Origin of the sequence: Arthrobacter sp. zg-Y820 (assembly GCF_030142155.1) — a bacterium.
GTDB lineage: Bacteria > Actinomycetota > Actinomycetes > Actinomycetales > Micrococcaceae > Arthrobacter_B.
Window position 1 is genome coordinate 2648961 of record NZ_CP126247.1, and the last position, 18695, is coordinate 2667655.

Genomic DNA, 18695 nt, shown 5'->3' on the forward strand with positions numbered 1-18695 from the left:
CAGCAAAAAGGCCGGCCCCGAATGGGACCGGCCTTCTGGTGCTGCGGCACTGCATGCGGGCTGGCCCGCCGGGAGTTAGCCCTGCAGGTCGACCTCGCGGACCACCGTGGCGCCGATTTCGGTGCGCAGGTTTTCCAGCACGTCCTGCGGCACCGAGGAATCAACGGTCAGCAGGGACAGCGCCTGGCCGCCTTCGCTGTTGCGGGCCACCTGCATGCCGGCAATGTTGATGTCCTTCTCGCCCAGAATCCGGCCCAGGGCGCCGATGACGCCGGGACGGTCCGTGTAGATGAGCACCAGCAGGTGCTCACTGATCGGGATTTCCACCTCGTAGCCGTTGACGCCCACGAGCTTCTCGATCTGCTTCGGACCGGTCAGGGTGCCGGCGACCTCCAGCTGGGTGCCGTCGGAGAGCGCGCCGCGGATGGTCAGCACGTTGCGGTAGTCGACCACCTCGGCGGTCTTCAGCAGCCGGACCTCAATGCCGCGCTGCTCGGCCAGCACCGGGGCGTTCACGTAGGAGACCTGCTCGGACACGATGTCCGTGAAGAGGCCCTTCAGTGCTGCCAGTTCCAGCGCCTTGACGTCCAGGGCGGCGATCTCGCCGGCCACCTCGATGTCGATGGCGGTGACCGAGTCGTGCGCCAGCGCCGTGAAGATGCGGCCCAGCTTTTCGATCAGCGGGATGCCCGGGCGGACCTCTTCGGCGATGACGCCGCCGGCCACGTTCACGGCGTCGGGCACCAGTTCACCGGCCAGGGCGAGGCGGACGGACTTGGCGACCGAGACGCCGGCCTTTTCCTGCGCCTCGGCGGTGGAGGCGCCCAGGTGCGGGGTGACGATGACGTTGTCCAGGGACTGGAACGGCAGGCCGGTGGAGGGTTCCTTGACGAAGACATCCACGCCGGCGCCGGCGATCTTGCCCTCGGTGAGAGCCGTGTAGAGGGCGTCTTCATCGACGAGGCCGCCGCGGGCGACGTTCACCACGTAGGCGGTGTCCTTCATCTTCTCGAAGGCTTCGGCGCCGAGCATGCCCAGCGTTTCGGGGGTCTTGGGCATGTGGATGGTGACGAAGTCTGCCTGTTCCAGCAGCTCGTCGAGGGTTACCAGCTTCACGTTCAGCTGCGCGGCTCGTGCCGAGGTGATGTACGGGTCGTAGGCAAGGATTTCGGTGCCGAAGCCCTGCAGCCGGGCGGCGACGAGGGCGCCGATGCGGCCCAGGCCGATGATGCCGATCTTCTTCTCGAACAGCTCGATGCCGGAGTACTTCGAACGCTTCCACTCGCCGCCCTTGAGCGCGGCGCTGGCCTGCGGAATGTGGCGGGCCAGGGACAGGATGTGGCCCACGGTCAGTTCCGCGGCGGAGATGATGTTGGAGGTGGGGGCGTTCACCACCATGACACCGGCCTGGGTGGCGGCCTTGATGTCCACGTTGTCCAGGCCCACGCCGGCACGGGCGATGACCTTGAGCTTCGGAGCGGCGGCGATCGCTTCGGCGTCGACCTGCGTGGCGGAACGCACCAGGATGGCGTCGACGTCGGCGATTGCGGCGAGCAGCTCCGACCGGTCCGCTCCGTTGGTGGAGCGGATTTCGAAGTCCGGGCCCAGGGCCTGAACCGTGGCCGGGGAAAGTTCTTCCGCAATGAGTACGACGGGCTTGGTGGCTGTCACCGGTGACCTCTTTAGCTGTGGTGGATTCTGGTGGGGATCTTGGTGAAGCGATTTTCTGCGCAAAGAGGCCGGGCCCGATAAACCGGGACCGGCCTCTTTACCGAAACGGCTTGCTCATTCGAGCTTATCGTTTCGCTGCTGGGCACGCTCAATCAGGACCCAGTGTTACCGGCAACGTTCCGTTAGCGGGAGACGGAGCCTTCGGTGTAGTCGTCGTCGGACTTGATCCAGGAGAAGAGCTTGCGCAGTTCGCGGCCCGTGGACTCGATCGGGTGGTCTTCGCCCTTCTGGCGCAGTTCCTTGAACTCCGGAGCGCCGGCGTCCTGGTCGTCGATGAACCGCTTGGCGAAGGCGCCGTTCTGGATGTCCGCGAGGACGGCCTTCATGTTTTCCTTCACCTCGGGCGTGATGACGCGCGGGCCCGAGACGTAGTCGCCGTATTCGGCGGTGTCGGAGACGCTCCAGCGCTGCTTGGCGATGCCGCCCTCGACCATCAGGTCAACAATCAGCTTGAGCTCGTGCAGCACCTCGAAGTACGCGACCTCCGGCTTGTAGCCGGCCTCGGTCAGGGTCTCGAAGCCGTACTGGATCAGCTGCGACGCACCGCCGCATAGGACTGCCTGCTCGCCGAAGAGGTCCGTCTCGGTCTCTTCGGTGAAGGTGGTCTCAATGACGCCGGCACGCGTGCCGCCGATGGCCTTGGCGTAGGACAGGGCCAGTTCTTTGGCCTTGCCGGACGGGTTCTGCTCGACGGCGATCAGGTCGGGAACACCGCGGCCGGCTTCGAATTCGCGGCGGACGATGTGGCCCGGGCCCTTGGGCGCAACCAGCGCGACGTCGACGTCGGCCGGCGGCTGAATGTAGCCGTAACGGATGTTGAAGCCGTGGCCGAAGAACAGGGCGTCGCCGGCCTGCAGGTTCGGGGCGATGTCCTCGGCGTACACGAAGCGCTGCACCTGGTCCGGGGTCAGCACCATGATCAGGTCGGCTTCGGCGACGGCGTCGGCGACGTTCAGCACGCGCAGCCCCTCGGCCTCGGCCTTGGCACGGGACTTCGAGCCTTCCTTGAGGCCAACGCGGACGTCGACGCCGGAATCGCGGAGGCTGAGGGCGTGGGCGTGGCCCTGGCTGCCGTAGCCGATGACCGCGACGGTGCGTCCCTGGATGATGGACAGGTCGGCGTCGTCGTCGTAATACATGTCAGTCACAGTGTGTCTCCTACTGAATTTTCTTGGATGAAGGTTGATGCGAAACTGCGGTGGAAGCCTAGGCGCTGCGCAGGGCGCGGTCGCCCATGGATTTCGAGCCGCGGCCGATGGCCAGCGTTCCGGATTGAACTATTTCGCGGATGCCAAAGGGTTCAAGCACTGCGAGGAGTGCGTTGAGCTTTTCGGCGGTGCCTGTGGCTTCAACGATCAGCGAGTCGGTGGACACGTCAACCACTGAAGAACGGAACAGCTCGGCTGCCTGGGTTACCTGCAGCCGTGTTGCGGCATCCGCGCGAACCTTGACCAAGATGTGGTCGCGTTGCACGGAAGACTCGGGAACCAGCTCGACAATCTTGATGACGTTGACGAGCTTGTTCAGTTGCTTGGTGACCTGTTCGAGCAGGTCACCCTCGGCCTCGACCACCACGGTGATGCGGGACAGGCCCGGCACTTCCGAGGGGCCGACGGCCAAAGAATTGATGTTGAAGGCCCGGCGGGCAAACAGGGAGGCAACCCGGGTCAGGACACCGGGTACGTCTTCGACCAGTACGGAAAGAGTGTGGCGTTCCATGTTCTAGTCCTCCTCTTCCCATTTGGGTGTCATGTTGCGGGCAATCTGGATCAGGTCATTGGGCACACCGGAGGGAACCATCGGCCAGACCATCGAATCGCGGCTGACCACGAAGTCGATCACGACGGGCCGGTCGTTGATGGCCAGAGCTTGGCGGATGGTGTCATCGATGTCCTCATCGCGTTCGCAGCGCAGCCCGACACAGCCGTACGCGTCGGCAAGCTTGACGAAGTCCGGGATCCGGACGGTGTCATGACCGGTGTTCAGGTCGGTGTTGGAGTAGCGGGACTCGTAAAAGAGCGTCTGCCACTGCCGGACCATGCCCAGCGAGGAGTTGTTGATGATGGCGACCTTGATCGGGATCTTGTTGATCACGCAGGTGGCAAGTTCCTGGTTGGTCATCTGAAAGCAGCCGTCGCCGTCGATCGCCCAGACCACGCGGTCCGGGTTGCCGACCTTGGCGCCCATGGCGGCGGGAACCGAGTAGCCCATGGTGCCCAGTCCGCCGGAGTTCAGCCAAGCGCGGGGGCGCTCGTACTTGATGAACTGCGCGGCCCACATCTGGTGCTGGCCGACGCCGGCCACGTAGACGCCGTCGGGCCCGGTGAGCGCGCCGATGCGCTCGATGACCTTTTGCGGGGCAATGTGCCCGTCATCTGGTTCGCTGAAGCCCATCGGATACGTCTGGCGCAGCCGGTCGATGACCGCCCACCACGGAGCGATGTCCGGGCGTGCCGCGGCAAACTGGGTGCGGACGGCGTCGGCCAGTTCGGGAATGATCTCCTTGACCGACCCGACGATCGGCACGTCCGCCGGGCGGTTCTTGGAAATCTCGGCGGGGTCGATGTCCGCGTGGATGACCTTGGCGCCGGGGGCGAAGGAGGAGAGCACCCCGGTGACGCGGTCATCAAAACGCGCGCCGAGAGTGATGAGCAGGTCTGACTGCTGCAGTGCTGCAACCGCCGCGACGGAGCCGTGCATGCCGGGCATGCCCGCGTGCTGCGGATGCGAGTCCGGGAAGACGCCGCGGGCCTGCAGCGTGGTGACCACGGGGGCGCCCACCACCTCAGCCAGCTCCAACAGCTCCGGCGAGGCATCGGCCTTCAGCACGCCGCCGCCGACGTAGAACACCGGGCGCTGCGAGGCAGCGATCAGGCGGGCCGCTTCGCGCACCTGCTTGGAGTGTCCGCGCACCACGGTCCGGTAGCCGGGCAGGTCGATCTTGGGCGGCCAGGAAAACGTGGTCTTGGCCTGCTGCGCGTCCTTGGAAATGTCCACCAGCACCGGTCCGGGGCGGCCGGTGGTGGCGATGTGGAATGCCTCGGCGAGAACCCGGGGAATGTCGTCCGGGTCGGTCACCAGATAGGAATGCTTGGTGATGGGCATGGTGATGCCCACGATGTCCGCTTCCTGGAACGCATCGGTGCCGATGAAGGCGCTGGACACCTGCCCGGTGATGGCCACCATGGGAACGGAGTCCATGTGGGCGTCGGCGATGGCGGTGACCAGGTTGGTGGCTCCGGGGCCCGAGGTGGCGATGCAGACACCGGCGCGGCCGGTGACCATGGCGTAGCCCTCGGCGGCGTGGCCGGCGCCCTGCTCATGCCGGACCAGGATGTGCCGGAGCTTCGTGGAATCCATGAGCGGGTCATACGTCGGAAGGATCGCGCCGCCCGGCAGTCCGAAGATGTCGTCGACGCCGAGTTCCTCCAACGCGCGGACGATGGCCTTTGAACCGGTCATCTCGGTGGGAGGGACCACGTTGTTGGGGCCCTGGACCCGGTTGTCTACGGCTTCGGACGGCACTGACATGGAGGAGGCAACATCACGCGTCTTGCCCGCTGCCGCCTTGGCGGCAGCGCTGGCCTTGTTGGCCATCAGCGATGGGCTGATTGGCGATCCCTTACTCATAAAGACTTCCTTACGGATACTTATTCATGTGATCTGTTGCGGCGGCCGCCCGGACGGTCAGTCCTTCGCGGCTTCTGTGCTTTGTCTGAAGCCAATAAAAAAACCCCTCGTGCCGGTTGGCTCCGTAGGGGTTCGCGCGTGACGTTCTTACAAGCCGGCTGTTAGGCCACGCGCTTGGTAAGGACGACGGATACGATCTGCATACCGTTCAGTCTTCCCATCCCCTACGGCACTGTCAACTGAATTTGGTCCCCGTCTCACTATTCGGACGCCCTGTCCAACCAATGGACACCCTGTAACCGTCGAGCCACGGCCGGCGGCAGAAATCCCTAACCGGCGAGACGACCCCGGGAGCCAGCGAAAGTCCCCAACAGGTGACCTTCGAACGGCAGCCAGCCGAAGTCCCTAACAGGTGACCTTCGAACGGCAGGCGACAGGGTCCTTAACCGGTGACCAGCCCACGTAAGGCGGCAGGGCTTAATAAGGCTGAAAACCCTTAGGGGCCCCGCTGATATCCGCGCCAGCGGGTATCAGCGGGGAGGGTTTTCAGCCGCAGTAAGCCCCGGTGGAGGCGGAGTTGACCAGCTTGGCGTACTTGCCCAGCACGCCGGTGGTGAACTTGGCAGGCAGCGGCTTCCAGCCTTCCTTGCGTGCCTCCAGCTCTGCGGGGTCCACCAGCAGGTCGAAGCTGCGGGCCGCCATGTCCACCCGGATGCGGTCGCCGTCCTTCACGAACGCGATCGGGCCGCCGTCGACGGCTTCGGGTGCCACGTGGCCGATGCACAGACCCGTGGTGCCGCCGGAGAACCGGCCGTCGGTCAGCAGCAGGACGTCCTTGCCCAGGCCGGCGCCCTTGATGGCACCGGTGATGGCGAGCATTTCGCGCATGCCCGGTCCGCCCTTGGGTCCCTCGTAGCGGATGACGACGACGTCGCCGGCGTGGATCGCTCCGGCGTCGAGCGCGTCCAGCGCACCCTGCTCGCGTTCGAACACGCGGGCGGTGCCCTCGAAGATGTCGGCGTCGAAACCGGCGCTCTTCACCACGGCGCCCTCGGGGGCCATCGAGCCGTGCAGGACGGTGATGCCGCCGGTCTTGTGGATGGGGTTGTCCAAGGCGCGCAGCACCTTGCCGTCCGGATCCGGCGGGTTGATCGCGGCGAGGTTCTCCGCGACAGTCTTGCCGGTGACGGTGAGGCAGTCGCCGTGGATCAGGCCGGCGTCGAGCAGTGCCTTCATGATGACGGGCACGCCGCCGATCTTGTCGACGTCGAACATCACGTAGCGGCCGAAGGGCTTCAGGTCGCCCAGGTGCGGGATCTTGTCGCCGATGCGGTTGAAGTCCTCGAGCGTCAGGTCAACTTCGGCCTCGCGGGCGATCGCCAGCAGGTGGAGCACGGCGTTGGTGGAGCCGCCGAAGGCCATGGTGACGGCGATGGCGTTTTCGAAGGCCTTCTTGGTCATGATGTCGCGGGCGGTAATGCCCTTGCGCAGCAGGTTGACCACGGCTTCGCCGGACTTGCGGGCGAAGTCGTCGCGGCGGCGGTCGGCGGAGGGCGGGGCGGCGGACCCGGGCAGGGACATGCCCAGCGCCTCGCCGACGCAGGCCATGGTGTTGGCGGTGTACATGCCGCCGCAGGCGCCTTCGCCCGGGCAGATGGCCCGTTCAATGGTGTCCAGGTCCTTGAGGCTCATCTTCCCGGCGGCGCAGGCGCCGACGGCCTCGAAGGCATCGATGAGCGTCACTTCGCGCTCGGTGCCGTCTTCCATCTTGGCGAAGCCGGGCATGATGGAGCCGGCGTAGAGGAACACGCTGGCCAGGTCCAGGCGGGCGGCTGCCATCAGCATGCCGGGCAGGGACTTGTCGCAGCCGGCCAGCAGAATGGAGCCGTCCATGCGCTCGGCCATCATCACGGTTTCCACGGAGTCGGCAATGACCTCGCGGGAGACGAGGGAGAAGTGCATGCCCTCGTGGCCCATGGAGATGCCGTCGGAAACGGAAATCGTGCCGAACTGCATGGGGAACCCGCCGCCGGCGTGGACGCCTTCCTTGGCGCCCTGGGCCAGCCGGTTCAGGGACAGGTTGCAGGGAGTAATTTCGTTCCACGAGCTGGCGACGCCGATCTGCGGTTTGGCGAAATCGTCGTCCCCCATTCCCACGGCCCGGAACATGCCACGCGCCGGGGCGGCGTGGATCCCGTCGGTGACTACTCGGCTTCGGGGTTTGATGTCAGGCGTATTCTCCAAGCTCATGTCTTGATCTTAGGACCTTTCCGCGGCGCCGCCGGGGCATATGACGGATGGGCTGCTCGCTTGTTACGGCGCGTGAAGAGGGCGTGACGTGTTTGTTTCGGAACGGGCCCTTGCGGGGGGTGGCTTCCGCCGATGGGGGCTGGTGTTCATAGACTGGGGAGATGACTTCGGCACCAGAGTTTCGCGATCAGCCCTCGAGCGATGACATCAAGGTTGTGCTCCGGCATGTGTTCGAATCGCAGATTCCCAACTACGGCGACTACAACCTGGTCTGCGCCGGGCCCGGCGGGGACGGTGCCGAAACCTTCTATGTGGTGGGATACCGGTGGCGCCCGGCCGAGCTGGTGTTTGCCCCATTCAACACCGCCACCCTCGCCGGACTCGAGGCGCCCACTGCCGTGAACTCGACCAACCTGTCCCACGCCGAAGAAGTCTCCGCCGGGGACTACGAGGTTGGCACGAACACCGGACGCATCTTCCGCTTCCAGGTGGAGGCCAGCGCCCCGCTGCCTGAGGACGGCGACGGCCTGCGGGTTATCGAGCAGGCCGTCGACCTCGAGGACTTCGGCTCCTTCGTGGATCACTTCCTGACGCTGGCCTGAGAGGGGCTGCCTGAGAGGGACTGCCGGGCCGACGACGGCGGGGCTCCCGCCGCCGTCGGCCTCCGCCGTCGTTCCTGCCTCAGTCCCGGCGACGTTGCCTCAGGCCCAGGGGCCGCGGCGCACCAGGTTCACGGGCTCTTCGCCCCGGGCCAGGCGGCCGATCTGCTCCTTCAGGAGCTTGCGGATCCGCGGCACGAACGCCTCGGTGTTGCCGCCCACGTGCGGGGTGATGATCGCGTTCGGAGCCTTCCACAGCGGGTGGTCTGCCGGCAGCGGCTCGGGGTCCACGACGTCGAGGGCCGCATGCAGCCGCCCGGACAGCACTTCGGCGGTGAGCGCCTCGGTGTCGACGACGGGGCCGCGCGCGACGTTCACCACCAGCGCGCCGTCCGGCAGCGCGGCGAGGACCTCCTTGTTGATGAGGTGGCGCGTCTGTTCGGTCAGCGGAGTTATCACCACCACCACCTCGGCTGTCTTGGCGAGCTCCACCAGCTCATCAGTGCCGTGGATGGTGCCGCGCTCATCAGTCCGGGCCCGGCTACCGACCCGGGTCAGTTCCACTTCAAAGGGCTCCAGCCGTTCCGCAATGGCAGCGCCGATTCCGCCAACGCCAACCAGCAGCACCCTGCGGTCGGCGAGACCCGGGAATCGGCGGCTGTCCCAGGTTCCGGTCACTGAGTTGCGGACCGCTGCGTCCACGCCGCGGAGCGAGGCCAGCATCAGCGTCAGGGCCAGCTCCGCGGTCCCGGCGACGTGGACTCCCGCGGCGCTGACGACGGCGACATCGGGCCCCACCAGCTCGGGCAGGCCGTCGTAGCCCGTGGACTGGGCCTGAAGCATTTTCAGGTTCGGCACCCGGTCCAGCGCTTCCTGCCAGTCGCTGCCGGTTGCATACGGCAGCACGACGGCGTCGATCTCGCCGTATTCCAGCCCCTTGGGCTCCCCCACTACGTCCCAGAGGCCGGCGCGAATGCCGTCCGGCAGCGGGCTCATGGCTTGCAGGAGCTCCTCGGTGGGCAACGTGATGGAACGGATGGGGCGAAATTGCTGATTCATGCCTGACAGCCTAGTGCCGCCGTCGAGGTCCGCCGCACCTCTGGACACTGAAGCGGAACCCGCCGTAACGTCGAGGGGCAGCCAGTATTGTGCCGCGCGGCGGTGTTTGGGTGGCGGTGTTTTTGTCGGGCCGGCTGGTGGATCGAGGGAAAGGCAGTTACGTGAATCGCTCGTCCCTGCTTAGTTCAGCGGCGGTATTTTCAGCCGTCGGCTTCAGCGCTGCGGCCGTTGCACTGCTGCGCCGACTGCTGCGGCACGGAGCTGTGGAACAGGCGGCGCGGGTCAGCTCCAAGGAAGCGTCCACGGGTGAACTTCCCGTGGTGTCCGCCCGGGCCATCGGCACTCCGGCCGGCACCCGTCCGGGCAAACGCGACCATTTGCCCGTGACTCCGGTTCCGCCCAACACCGTGACGGCAACGACAAGGGAGCCGGCGGAGCCTGATCATTCCGCAGAGGGCGGAGATGCCGGGCAGCCGAAACCGTCGCGGACCTGGGTGGTGGACAACAGTTCGGCCTGGGACGGCAGCCCGTTGGAATTGGTGGTTCCGCCGCCGCTCCGGGGCCTGCGGAAAGGCAACCCGGGCGCCTCACCGGCGTGAGGTCCCCGGGCGGAAGCGCCGCGCCGGGGGCAGACTGGAGCCAATTTTTCTTTTTCCCGGAAGTACTGGTAATGTTTCATGTCGTTGCGGAGAGCAAATCGAGCAGAAATGATCGGCTTGCAGGACAAAACAAAAGGCACCTCTAGCTCAATTGGCAGAGCATCTGACTCTTAATCAGAGGGTTCCGGGTTCAAGTCCCGGGGGGTGCACAATACAGACCCCGTCTGGCCAGGAAGAAATTCCTTGGCCAGGCGGGGTTTTTTGTTTGGCTTTTTGGGTTCGGCGGGCCTCGGGCACTTGGGGTGGGCCTCGATTGCGGGCGCCTGCCCCTGGCCACCCAGCCCGGCGGCTACCGCCCGGCCTCCATACGCAAGCCCGCGACGCAGTGGACATCCGCCACCCGGGCGGCGGAACCGGTCGAGGCCTGGCCGCGAACCGGTCCGGCCCGCGCCTGGCACACAATGGTCGCAGGAAAGCTTCTGGTGCAGGATGGTGAACCAATGGCTGCGGCACTGCCTGACGTGCTGCGCCGCCATCGCACCGCTGCCGCCGCCATCCAGCGGCTGGCCTGGCTCCAGATGCTTCGTGCAGATCACTTCGGGGTGGTGAATGGGGTAACTGACATATGAAGTGGATCTCACTTCCGCCGATACCCGCCGATCCGTTCGCTGCAGGGCAGAAAGGCTGGTAGTGTTGTCTGTCGTTGCGGATGACAAATCGTCGGTTCACGCCGACGCCAAGACATCCCAGCAGATGCACCTCTAGCTCAATTGGCAGAGCATCTGACTCTTAATCAGAGGGTTCCGGGTTCAAGTCCCGGGGGGTGCACAAATCAAGGAGCGGCTCAGCTCGGTGAAAACCGGCAGAGCCGCTCTTTTTGTTGCTGCAAGGCCAGAACGGTGCTCACATTCCCGATGACCGGTTCAAGGGGACTCCCGCTGCCGGTCAGCCCGGAGGCAAAACGAAAAAGGCACGCCCCCCGAAAGGGGCGTGCCTCAACGAATCAGGCCGTGCGCCGTTAGGCCGTGCCTGCGGTCTTCCCGGCTTCAACGCCGGAGCTGTCACCGGGCACTTCCTCCGCGGCTGCGGCAGCAACAATTTCCTCCGCGGGGACGACCGGAATCGGCAGCCCCGGAACATCCACAGCCAGCTGCCAGCGGGGATTTCCCAGCTCTTTAATGACATTGCGCAATTGTCTGCGCAGCTCGTCGGACATCAGGTCACCGCCGTCGGTAAGTGTGCTCTCGATGTCCTGCGCCTCGCGGAGCGCCTCCACTCCCTCCGGAGTGATGGAGACCATGTGGCTGCGCCGGTCCAGGTCATTCCGGACCCGGACCACGTGTCCATGAGCTTCCAGCCGGGAGAGGGTCTTGCCCATCGTCTGCGCCTGGACCCGGACGATCTGCGCCAAATGCGCCTGCGTCATGGGCCCCTGGGAATCGAGGACCCCCAACGCGATTACTCCGGCGTGGGTCACGCCAATTCGAACAAGCCGCTCATTCCAAGCGTGTTCGACCAGGCGGGCAGCCGTCGACAACAGTCGACCGGTGGGCCAGTGCTCCATATCGGGCATAAATCAGAACTCTTCCTTTCAGGGTGAGGATTTGATGGCCGATCGGATAACCTACAAATCCACCACGTACTAGGATAGCCACCAAGGCCGTGCGCTGTCGCGCTGTGACACAGCCTGATCTGCCATTGATACCAAGGAGAGACCTATGCCCCGCCTGTCCCCCGGCGAAAAAGCCCCGGACTTCACCCTTCCGGCAACCGATTCAGCCTCTGTTTCACTCTCCGGATTCCGAGGCCGCAGCACCGTTATCTACTTCTACCCCGCTGCCGCCACACCCGGCTGCACCACGCAAGCCTGCGATTTCCGCGACAATCTGAACACGCTGCAGGAGGCCGGGTACGCCGTCGTCGGCGTCTCCCCCGATCCGGTTTCCAAACTGGAAAAATTCGCCGAGGCTGAACACCTCAACTTCCCGCTGCTCTCCGACCCGGACCACGCAGTTGCCGAGGCCTACGGAGCCTGGGGCGAGAAGAAGAACTACGGCAAGACCTACGAGGGCCTGATCCGCTCGACGGTGGTCGTGGACCCCGACGGCGCCGTCTCCCTCGCCCAATACAACGTGCGGGCCACCGGCCACGTCGCCAAGCTGAAGCGCGATCTCGGACTGGCCTGAACCTCAGGTACACTGGAGGCTGGTTTTGTGCCTTTCCGCGGATAGCGCGGCAGTGACAGCCTGAGCGCGAGTGGCGGAATTGGTAGACGCGCTGGATTTAGGTTCCAGTGTCTTCGGACGTGTGGGTTCAAGTCCCTCCTCGCGCACTGTGACGAGTCGAGACATCGTTTTCCGATGAGTCGCGACATCGGTAACACCCCGGTCTTCGGACCGGGGTGTTTTCTTTTGCCCGGGCACGGTTCGCGCCAGGCACCCGCATGCCGGCCCCGTCAGCATCTGGTTCTGCTGCTTCCCCGCTCCGTGTCCCTACCCGATGCCGAGCCGTTGACCCTGCACCTTGGCGGCGGGAAAATAGCACCTGAGTGGCCCGCCCATCCGCGGGGTGCAACCAGTGGCTCCTTGGTTGAGCCAGTGGCACCTTATTCGAGGAGGCCCCGTTTATGGACACCGTTGCGGACGCCGACGCCAACACCAAGGACAAACCTCCTCCGCCCTGGTACCTGCGCGGAAAGTCCCTCATCATTGGCGCCGGCGCAGTGGCGACCGCGATCACCGCCGTCTTGGGACTGTGGGACCGCTTTGACCGCCCGGATGACAAAGATACGGCGACCGTTGAACTGCTCCAGCTGTTAAGGGCGTCGGACCTTCGTGATTTCAACGCTGTACAGCTCGGCACCGCCCTCCCCCTGAAAACTGCCCAAGACACGAACGCCCGGCAGCTGCCCGCTGGGGGTCACGCAGCAGCAGTTCCGGGATTCTCGACAGCATTCCCGCCCAACCCGTCGCTTCCGCCGGCCGTCACGGTGCCGCCGACGCCGGTTCCGCCGGCCGTCACGGTGCCGCCGACGCCGGTTCCGCCGGCCGTCACGGTGCCGCCGACGCCGGTTCCCGGGCCCCCTGCCACCGAGCCTGAAACATCCCCGCCTCCGACCTTTGCCACCCCTTCTTCCACCTCTTCACCCAGCACCTCAGCCGGCTGGACGGAGTCACCCGAATGGACCGAGGAGTTTGAGCTGGAGGTGGTGGAGGATCCGGTGCTGACAATGATGGGCTATGACCTCAAACCTGAGGACTTAAGGGTTTTTCCAGCCGTGGGAAACCAATCCCTGGGACTCACCGCCAGCACTGAGCAAGCCGTTGAACCTGCCGTCGGTGCCGGCACGTCGCCGGCCCCGGCGGATGTCGCAACCCAAATAGTTGAGATGCTCAGCACGGTCGAGGGTACCGACAGCGCCGGCAACCCGGCACCACGAGGCTGGACAGTTGCTGTGGATCTGACCCTTGAAGGCCTGGAGGGAGTGCCCCTTCTGCTGACGTGGTCGCTCGACGGCATCGATGTACCGCATTTATGGTTAGCCGAGAGCCTGGCCTACCGGGTTGAAGCCGACACGGACAGCGCCGCCGGAACAGCGGAAATATGGGTTCCTGACTTGATCCCGCCGGGCACTTACGAAGTGAATGTCAAACTTATCTACGAATCAACCGGCGCCCCCGTCGACTCCGGTTCGCGGCCGGTCCCGGACTAAAACCACCTCCTTCTGCAGGCCCTCGCCCCGCCACGCGCGCCCCGCCGAGCCGAGCCTCCCAAGTCCCTGCTGTGACCTGGCTCAAAACTTTTCCAGCCCGTCACCCATCCGGCCGGAGCCCCGGGCCGAAGACCTTCTGAGACCTCGCCCCAAGAGGTGTTCACACCAACCACGAGGTCCCGCCAGACGGACCCTCGCCAGAAGGAGAAAAACAATGGCTTTCAAGACCCGCCGGAACATGTCCATCCTCGGAATCGCCGCTGTCTCCATGCTGGGCATGGCCGCCTGCAGCACCGACTCCTCCGATACCTCCTCCGAGAGCTCCGAATCGGGCATGGCCTCGGAGTCCAGCATGTCCCCCTCCGCTTCGGAGCCCATGAGCCCCGACGCAACCGCCAGCGAGTCCATGAGCGCCGATCCGGCGGCCAACCTCGTCGGCGCCAGCTGCGCCGACTACGCGGCGGCCGTTCCCGAAGGAGCGGGGTCCATCCAGGGAATGTCGCTTGACCCGGTAGCCACTGCCGCGTCGAACAACCCCATGCTGACCACGCTGACCGCAGCCGTCTCGGGCCAGCTGAACCCGGAGGTCAACCTGGTCGATACCCTGAACGGTTCGGAGTTCACGGTGTTCGCACCCACCGATGAGGCCTTCGCCAAACTGGATCCGGCCACCCTCGAGACGCTGAAGACGGATCCGGATCTGCTCTCCAGCATCCTCACCTATCACGTGGTTCCGGGCCAGATGGCCCCTGAGGAACTCTCCGGCATGTACGCCACGGTGAATGGTGCTGAAGTCGACGTCACCGGGTCCGGCGACAGCCTGATGGTGAACGAGTCCGCCGTCGTCTGCGGCGGCGTCCAGACCGAGAACGCTACGGTCTACCTGCTGGACACCGTCCTGATGCCTCCGATGTAGTCCGGGCGGCACCAAACCCGGCACAGCACAGATCCACCACCGACAAAGGCGGGCGCCCCACCAAGGCGCCCGCCTTTGTCGTGACCAAATTGTGACCGCGCCGGGACTTGAAATGCGAACTGGCGCCCCGGCACCCATTAGGCTCTGTCCCATATGTTTGTGGCGTGCAACACACTTGCCCCAAAAAGAACCGCTCAAAAAACCGCTCCACCTGCCACGGACACCACAGCACACCCTGCACGATGCACCGCACGGCATCCGCGCGGGTAACACTCGCCCAGAGGAGTAGAACCATGTCACTTGCCGGCCGAACTACGAATGGCTCCCGCCCCAGGCGGCGGGCCGCCGCCATCACCGCAGGCGTTGCCCTGAGCGCCTTGATTCTGTCCGGCTGCGCCCAGAGCGAGCGCGAGGAAGGGTCCGACGACGCCGGTACCTCCTCCGAAGTGGACGGAACCTTTGTCTTCGCGGCTTCCTCCGACCCCAAGACGCTGGATCCCGCGTTTGCCTCCGACGGTGAGTCCTTCCGTGTCAGCCGCCAGATCTTCGAGGGCCTGGTCGGCGTGAAGCCGGGAACCGCCGATCCGGAGCCGCTGCTGGCCAAGTCCTGGGAAACGTCCGAGGATGCGCTCACCTACACCTTCGCTCTTGAGGAAGGTGTCACGTTCCACGACGGCACCGCCTTCAACGCGGAAGCCGTCTGCGCCAACTTTGACCGCTGGTACAACTTCACCGGCATCCAGCAGGAGGAGAGCCTGGCGTATTACTACAGCAAGCTCTTCAAGGGCTTCGCCGATACCCCGGAGACCGCAACCTACAAGTCCTGCGAAGCGACCGGTGACGCCGAGGCCGTGGTGACCCTGGCCAAGCCGTTCGCCGGCTTCATTGCCGCCCTTTCGCTCCCGGCCTTCTCGATGCAGAGCCCGACGGCGATGGAGGAGTATGACGCCAACGCCGCCTCCGGCACTGCCGAGGCACCGACGCTGAGCGAGTATGCCAAGGACCACCCCACCGGAACCGGTCCCTTCAAGTTCGACGCCTGGGACGTGGGCAACCAAATCACCCTCGCCGCAAACGAGGACTACTGGGGCGAGCAGGGCCAGGTCACCGACATCATCTTCCGCGTCATCGATGACCCCAACTCCCGCCGCCAGTCCCTGGAGGCCGGCACCATCGACGGCTACGACCTGGTGGCCCCGGCGGACACTCAGAAGCTGGCCGACGCCGGCTACAACGTGATTACCCGCGAACCGTTCACCATCCTGTACCTGGGCATGAACCAGAAGGTGGAGGAGCTGGCGAATCCGCTGGTCCGCCAGGCCATTGCCCACGCCATTGACAAGCAGGCGCTGGTGGACCAGACCCTGCCCGAGGGCACCAAGGTGGCCAACCAGTTCATTCCCGACGTCGTCAACGGCTACAACGAGGACGTCACCGAATACGAGTACGATCCGGAAAAGGCCAAGGATCTGCTGGCCGAGGCCGGCTACCCTGACGGCTTCACCGTGGACTTCAACTACCCCACCGGTGTCTCGCGCCCGTACATGCCCACCCCGGAGCAGGTCTACACCAACATCACCGCCCAGCTTGAAGAGGTTGGCATCAAGGTCACCCCGCAGCCGAACAAGTGGTCCCCGGATTACCTGGACCGCGTCCAGGTGGGCGAAGACCACGGCATCCACCTGCTGGGCTGGACCGGCGACTACAACGACACCGACAACTTTGTCGGCGTGTTCTTCGGCGGAGAGAAGCCCGAATTCGGCTTCAACAACCCGGAGCTCTTCGCATCCCTCGAGGAGGCCCGCCAAATAAGCAGCCTGGAAGAGCAGACCCCGCTGTACGAGCAGATCAACGAGGACATCGCCCAGCTCGTTCCTGCCGTGCCGCTGGCCCACCCGGCCCCTTCGCTGGCATTCAACGAGCGCGTGGAGTCCTACCCGGCCAGCCCGGTCAGCGACGAAGTGTTCAACCAGATCAAACTCACCAAGTAGCAGCACGCGGGCCGGGGTTCCTTCGGGACTCCCCGGCCCGCTTTCTGTCCCCCACCCTCCTCCTCCAGCCGGTTTTCATCCGCTGAGAAAGGACATCTGTGCTGCAAGTCATCGGCAAACGCCTTCTCATGCTGATTCCCACCCTTATTGGGCTGTCCATCCTTTTGTTCGTCTGGGTCCGCAACCTTCCCGGCGGTCCGGCCACCGCACTCCTCGGAGACAAGGCCACGCCCGAGGCGGTGGCCGCGATCAACGCCGCCTACGGCTTTGACCGGCCGATGCTGGAGCAGTACTTCACCTATGTGGGCAAGCTCCTGCAGGGCGATTTCGGCACTTCCATCGTCACCGGACGCCCCGTCCTCGAAGAGTTCGCGACCCGCTTCCCCGCCACCCTGGAACTCGCAGTGGTGGCGCTGATCTTCGCCATCGGCATCGGCATTCCGCTGGGCTACCTCGCGGCCACTCACTACGGCCGCTTCTGGGACCATTCCTCGGTGGTGCTCTCCCTGGTCGGCATCACCATTCCCGTGTTCTTCCTGGCCTTCATCCTCAAATGGCTGCTGGCCATCCAGCTGCCGGTGTTTCCCCCGGACGGCCGGCAGGACCCCCGCATTGACGCCACCCATGTCACTGACTTCTATGTGCTGGACGGCCTGCTGACGCGGGAGTGGGACGCGTCCTGGGACGCTGTCATGCACCTGGTCCTTCCGGGAATCGCGCTCGGCACCATTCCGCTGGCCATTATTGTCCGCATCACGCGGGCCTCGGTCCTGGAAGTCCAGGGTGCTGACTACGTCCGCACCGCCCGGGCCAAGGGCCTGATGGAAAAAACCATCCGCGGCCGCTTCGTGCTCCGCAACGCCATGCTCCCCGTGACCACAACCATCGGCCTGCAGACCGGACTCCTGATTTCGGGTGCCGTCCTGACCGAGACCGTCTTTGCCTTCAGCGGCGTCGGGCGGTTCCTGCGCGACGCCATCTTCAATCTGGACTATCCGGTCCTGCAGGGATTCATTATTTTCATCGCCATAGCCTATTCACTGATCAATCTGCTGGTTGACATTTCCTATGGCTTTATCGACCCGAGGGTGAGGGTGCAATGAGTACGGTTCTCCCACCGGCGCCCGGCGGCGCCATCCGGCCCGACGAGCCCGCAGCAACAGCCGACGTCAGGGGCAGCGGGATGTGGCAGTCGGCCTTTGCCCGGCTGCGGCACAATCCGGCGGCCATCGCTGGAGCGGTGATCGTCGGCGTCTTCATCCTGGTTGCCCTGCTGGCTCCGCTGCTGGCACCGTTCGGCGGCGACGATCTGCCCGGACGAACCGACATCACGCCCACCAGCATTCCCGGACCGGGCGACATAGCCGGCTATCCGCTGGGGCTGGACCGTTTTGGCGGCGATGTCCTGTCCAAGCTGATCTGGGGCGCGCGCGCCTCGCTGATCATCGGCATCGTCTCCACCGCCCTCGGCCTGGCCGGCGGGATGCTGCTCGGTGTCATTGCCGGCGGGCTGGGCGGCTGGGTGGACAACGTCATCATGCGGTTCGTTGACATCCTGCTCTCCGTTCCGAACCTGCTGCTGGCCGTCAGCATTGCCGCGATCCTGGGGCAGAACACCTACGCGATCATGATCGCCATCGGGGTGTCGCAGGTGCCCATCTTCGCCCGCCTGCTGCGCTCGTCAATGATCTCCCAGCGCAGCGCCGACTACATTCTCTCGGCACAGTCGCTGGGCCTGAGCCGGCGCACCATCACCATGAGCCACCTGCTGCCCAACAGCATGGGCCCGGTGATCGTGCAGGGAACCCTGACCCTGGCCACCGCCGTGATTGACGCAGCAGCCCTGTCCTTCCTGGGGCTGGGCGGCGGCAAGCCGCAGACCGCGGAGTGGGGACGCATGCTCACCTACGCGCAGAACGAGCTGGCCGTGGCGCCGCAGCTGGCGTTCCTGCCGGGCATCTGCATCGCCGTGACGGCACTGGGCTTCACCCTTTTGGGCGAGTCGCTGCGCGAGGCATTGGATCCCAAGACCCGCAAAAAGTAGGCAGCTTCCGGCACCTGCGCGACGCAAAAAACACGACGCATAAGACAGGCAGAGGTGCCGCCCCGCGGGGCGGCACCTCTGCCTGTCTTTGAGGACTTTGGTCCCGGTTAAAGCCTTTGGTCCCGGGCCGGTTCTCCGGCCCGGAACCTTCCCGATCAGGAGGC

General features: G+C 65.2%; 15 protein-coding genes and 3 tRNA genes. 11 read left to right on the forward strand and 7 right to left on the reverse strand.

Going from position 1 to position 18695, the window contains the following annotated elements:
- Nucleotides 1–75: 75 nt before the first annotated feature.
- The 5 genes from serA to ilvD form a co-directional block, all read right to left on the reverse strand.
- A complete protein-coding gene (gene serA, locus QNO08_RS11985; RefSeq protein WP_229965281.1) occupies nucleotides 76–1671 on the reverse strand; it encodes a phosphoglycerate dehydrogenase in 1596 nt (531 codons plus the stop codon).
- A 182-nt stretch (nucleotides 1672–1853) separates the two neighbouring features.
- On the reverse strand, nucleotides 1854–2879 hold the full coding sequence (gene ilvC, locus QNO08_RS11990) for a ketol-acid reductoisomerase (protein ID WP_229965280.1): 1026 nt from the start codon (nucleotides 2877–2879) through the stop codon (nucleotides 1854–1856).
- A gap of 58 nt (nucleotides 2880–2937) precedes the next feature.
- The gene (ilvN, locus tag QNO08_RS11995) at nucleotides 2938–3450 is read right to left on the reverse strand and encodes an acetolactate synthase small subunit (protein WP_229965279.1); all 513 of its coding nucleotides are present in this window, start codon (nucleotides 3448–3450) and stop codon (nucleotides 2938–2940) included.
- Nucleotides 3451–3453: 3 nt separating this feature from the next.
- A complete protein-coding gene (locus QNO08_RS12000; RefSeq protein ID WP_229965278.1) occupies nucleotides 3454–5361 on the reverse strand; it encodes an acetolactate synthase large subunit in 1908 nt (635 codons plus the stop codon).
- Nucleotides 5362–5907: 546 nt separating this feature from the next.
- Nucleotides 5908–7611: a dihydroxy-acid dehydratase gene (gene ilvD, locus QNO08_RS12005; protein ID WP_229965277.1), complete on the reverse strand. Its 1704-nt coding sequence runs from the start codon at nucleotides 7609–7611 to the stop codon at nucleotides 5908–5910.
- Between the two features lie 161 nt (nucleotides 7612–7772).
- Here ilvD and QNO08_RS12010 point away from each other — a divergent pair, with 161 nt between their 5' ends.
- Nucleotides 7773–8213: a hypothetical protein gene (locus QNO08_RS12010; protein WP_229965276.1), complete on the forward strand. Its 441-nt coding sequence runs from the start codon at nucleotides 7773–7775 to the stop codon at nucleotides 8211–8213.
- 99 nt (nucleotides 8214–8312) lie between these two features.
- On the opposite strand, the gene QNO08_RS12015 is transcribed toward QNO08_RS12010, so the two are convergent.
- Nucleotides 8313–9269, reverse strand: a complete 957-nt coding sequence (locus tag QNO08_RS12015; protein WP_229965275.1) for a 2-hydroxyacid dehydrogenase — start codon at nucleotides 9267–9269, stop codon at nucleotides 8313–8315.
- Nucleotides 9270–9430: 161 nt separating this feature from the next.
- Here QNO08_RS12015 and QNO08_RS12020 point away from each other — a divergent pair, with 161 nt between their 5' ends.
- The 3 genes from QNO08_RS12020 to QNO08_RS12030 all read left to right on the forward strand — a co-directional run bounded on the left by QNO08_RS12020 (nucleotide 9431) and on the right by QNO08_RS12030 (nucleotide 10696).
- Complete coding sequence (locus tag QNO08_RS12020; RefSeq protein WP_229965274.1) at nucleotides 9431–9868, forward strand: hypothetical protein; 438 nt, start codon at nucleotides 9431–9433, stop codon at nucleotides 9866–9868.
- A 136-nt stretch (nucleotides 9869–10004) separates the two neighbouring features.
- Nucleotides 10005–10077: transfer RNA gene (locus QNO08_RS12025), tRNA-Lys, on the forward strand.
- Between the two features lie 546 nt (nucleotides 10078–10623).
- Nucleotides 10624–10696, forward strand: a tRNA-Lys gene (locus tag QNO08_RS12030).
- Nucleotides 10697–10886: 190 nt separating this feature from the next.
- On the opposite strand, the gene QNO08_RS12035 is transcribed toward QNO08_RS12030, so the two are convergent.
- Complete coding sequence (locus QNO08_RS12035) at nucleotides 10887–11441, reverse strand: MarR family winged helix-turn-helix transcriptional regulator (RefSeq protein WP_229965273.1); 555 nt, start codon at nucleotides 11439–11441, stop codon at nucleotides 10887–10889.
- 145 nt (nucleotides 11442–11586) lie between these two features.
- On the opposite strand from QNO08_RS12035, the gene bcp reads away from it, so the two are divergent.
- The 7 genes from bcp (at nucleotide 11587) to QNO08_RS12070 (ending at nucleotide 18531) form a co-directional block, all read left to right on the forward strand.
- A complete protein-coding gene (gene bcp / locus QNO08_RS12040) occupies nucleotides 11587–12054 on the forward strand; it encodes a thioredoxin-dependent thiol peroxidase (RefSeq protein WP_229965272.1) in 468 nt (155 codons plus the stop codon).
- A 64-nt stretch (nucleotides 12055–12118) separates the two neighbouring features.
- A tRNA-Leu gene (locus QNO08_RS12045) sits at nucleotides 12119–12200 on the forward strand.
- A gap of 294 nt (nucleotides 12201–12494) precedes the next feature.
- Nucleotides 12495–13580: a hypothetical protein gene (locus tag QNO08_RS12050; RefSeq protein ID WP_229965271.1), complete on the forward strand. Its 1086-nt coding sequence runs from the start codon at nucleotides 12495–12497 to the stop codon at nucleotides 13578–13580.
- A gap of 214 nt (nucleotides 13581–13794) precedes the next feature.
- Nucleotides 13795–14496 (forward strand): fasciclin domain-containing protein, encoded by a 702-nt coding sequence (locus QNO08_RS12055; protein ID WP_269439147.1) that lies wholly within the window; start codon nucleotides 13795–13797, stop codon nucleotides 14494–14496.
- 293 nt (nucleotides 14497–14789) lie between these two features.
- Nucleotides 14790–16487 carry an ABC transporter substrate-binding protein gene (locus QNO08_RS12060; protein ID WP_229965270.1) on the forward strand — a complete coding sequence of 566 codons (1698 nt, stop codon included), beginning with the start codon at nucleotides 14790–14792 and terminating at the stop codon, nucleotides 16485–16487.
- A gap of 98 nt (nucleotides 16488–16585) precedes the next feature.
- Complete coding sequence (locus QNO08_RS12065; RefSeq protein ID WP_229965269.1) at nucleotides 16586–17590, forward strand: ABC transporter permease; 1005 nt, start codon at nucleotides 16586–16588, stop codon at nucleotides 17588–17590.
- Nucleotides 17587–18531, forward strand: a complete 945-nt coding sequence (locus QNO08_RS12070; RefSeq protein ID WP_229965268.1) for an ABC transporter permease — start codon at nucleotides 17587–17589, stop codon at nucleotides 18529–18531. The genes QNO08_RS12065 and QNO08_RS12070 overlap by 4 nt, the downstream gene beginning before the upstream one ends.
- Nucleotides 18532–18695 lie beyond the last annotated feature (164 nt).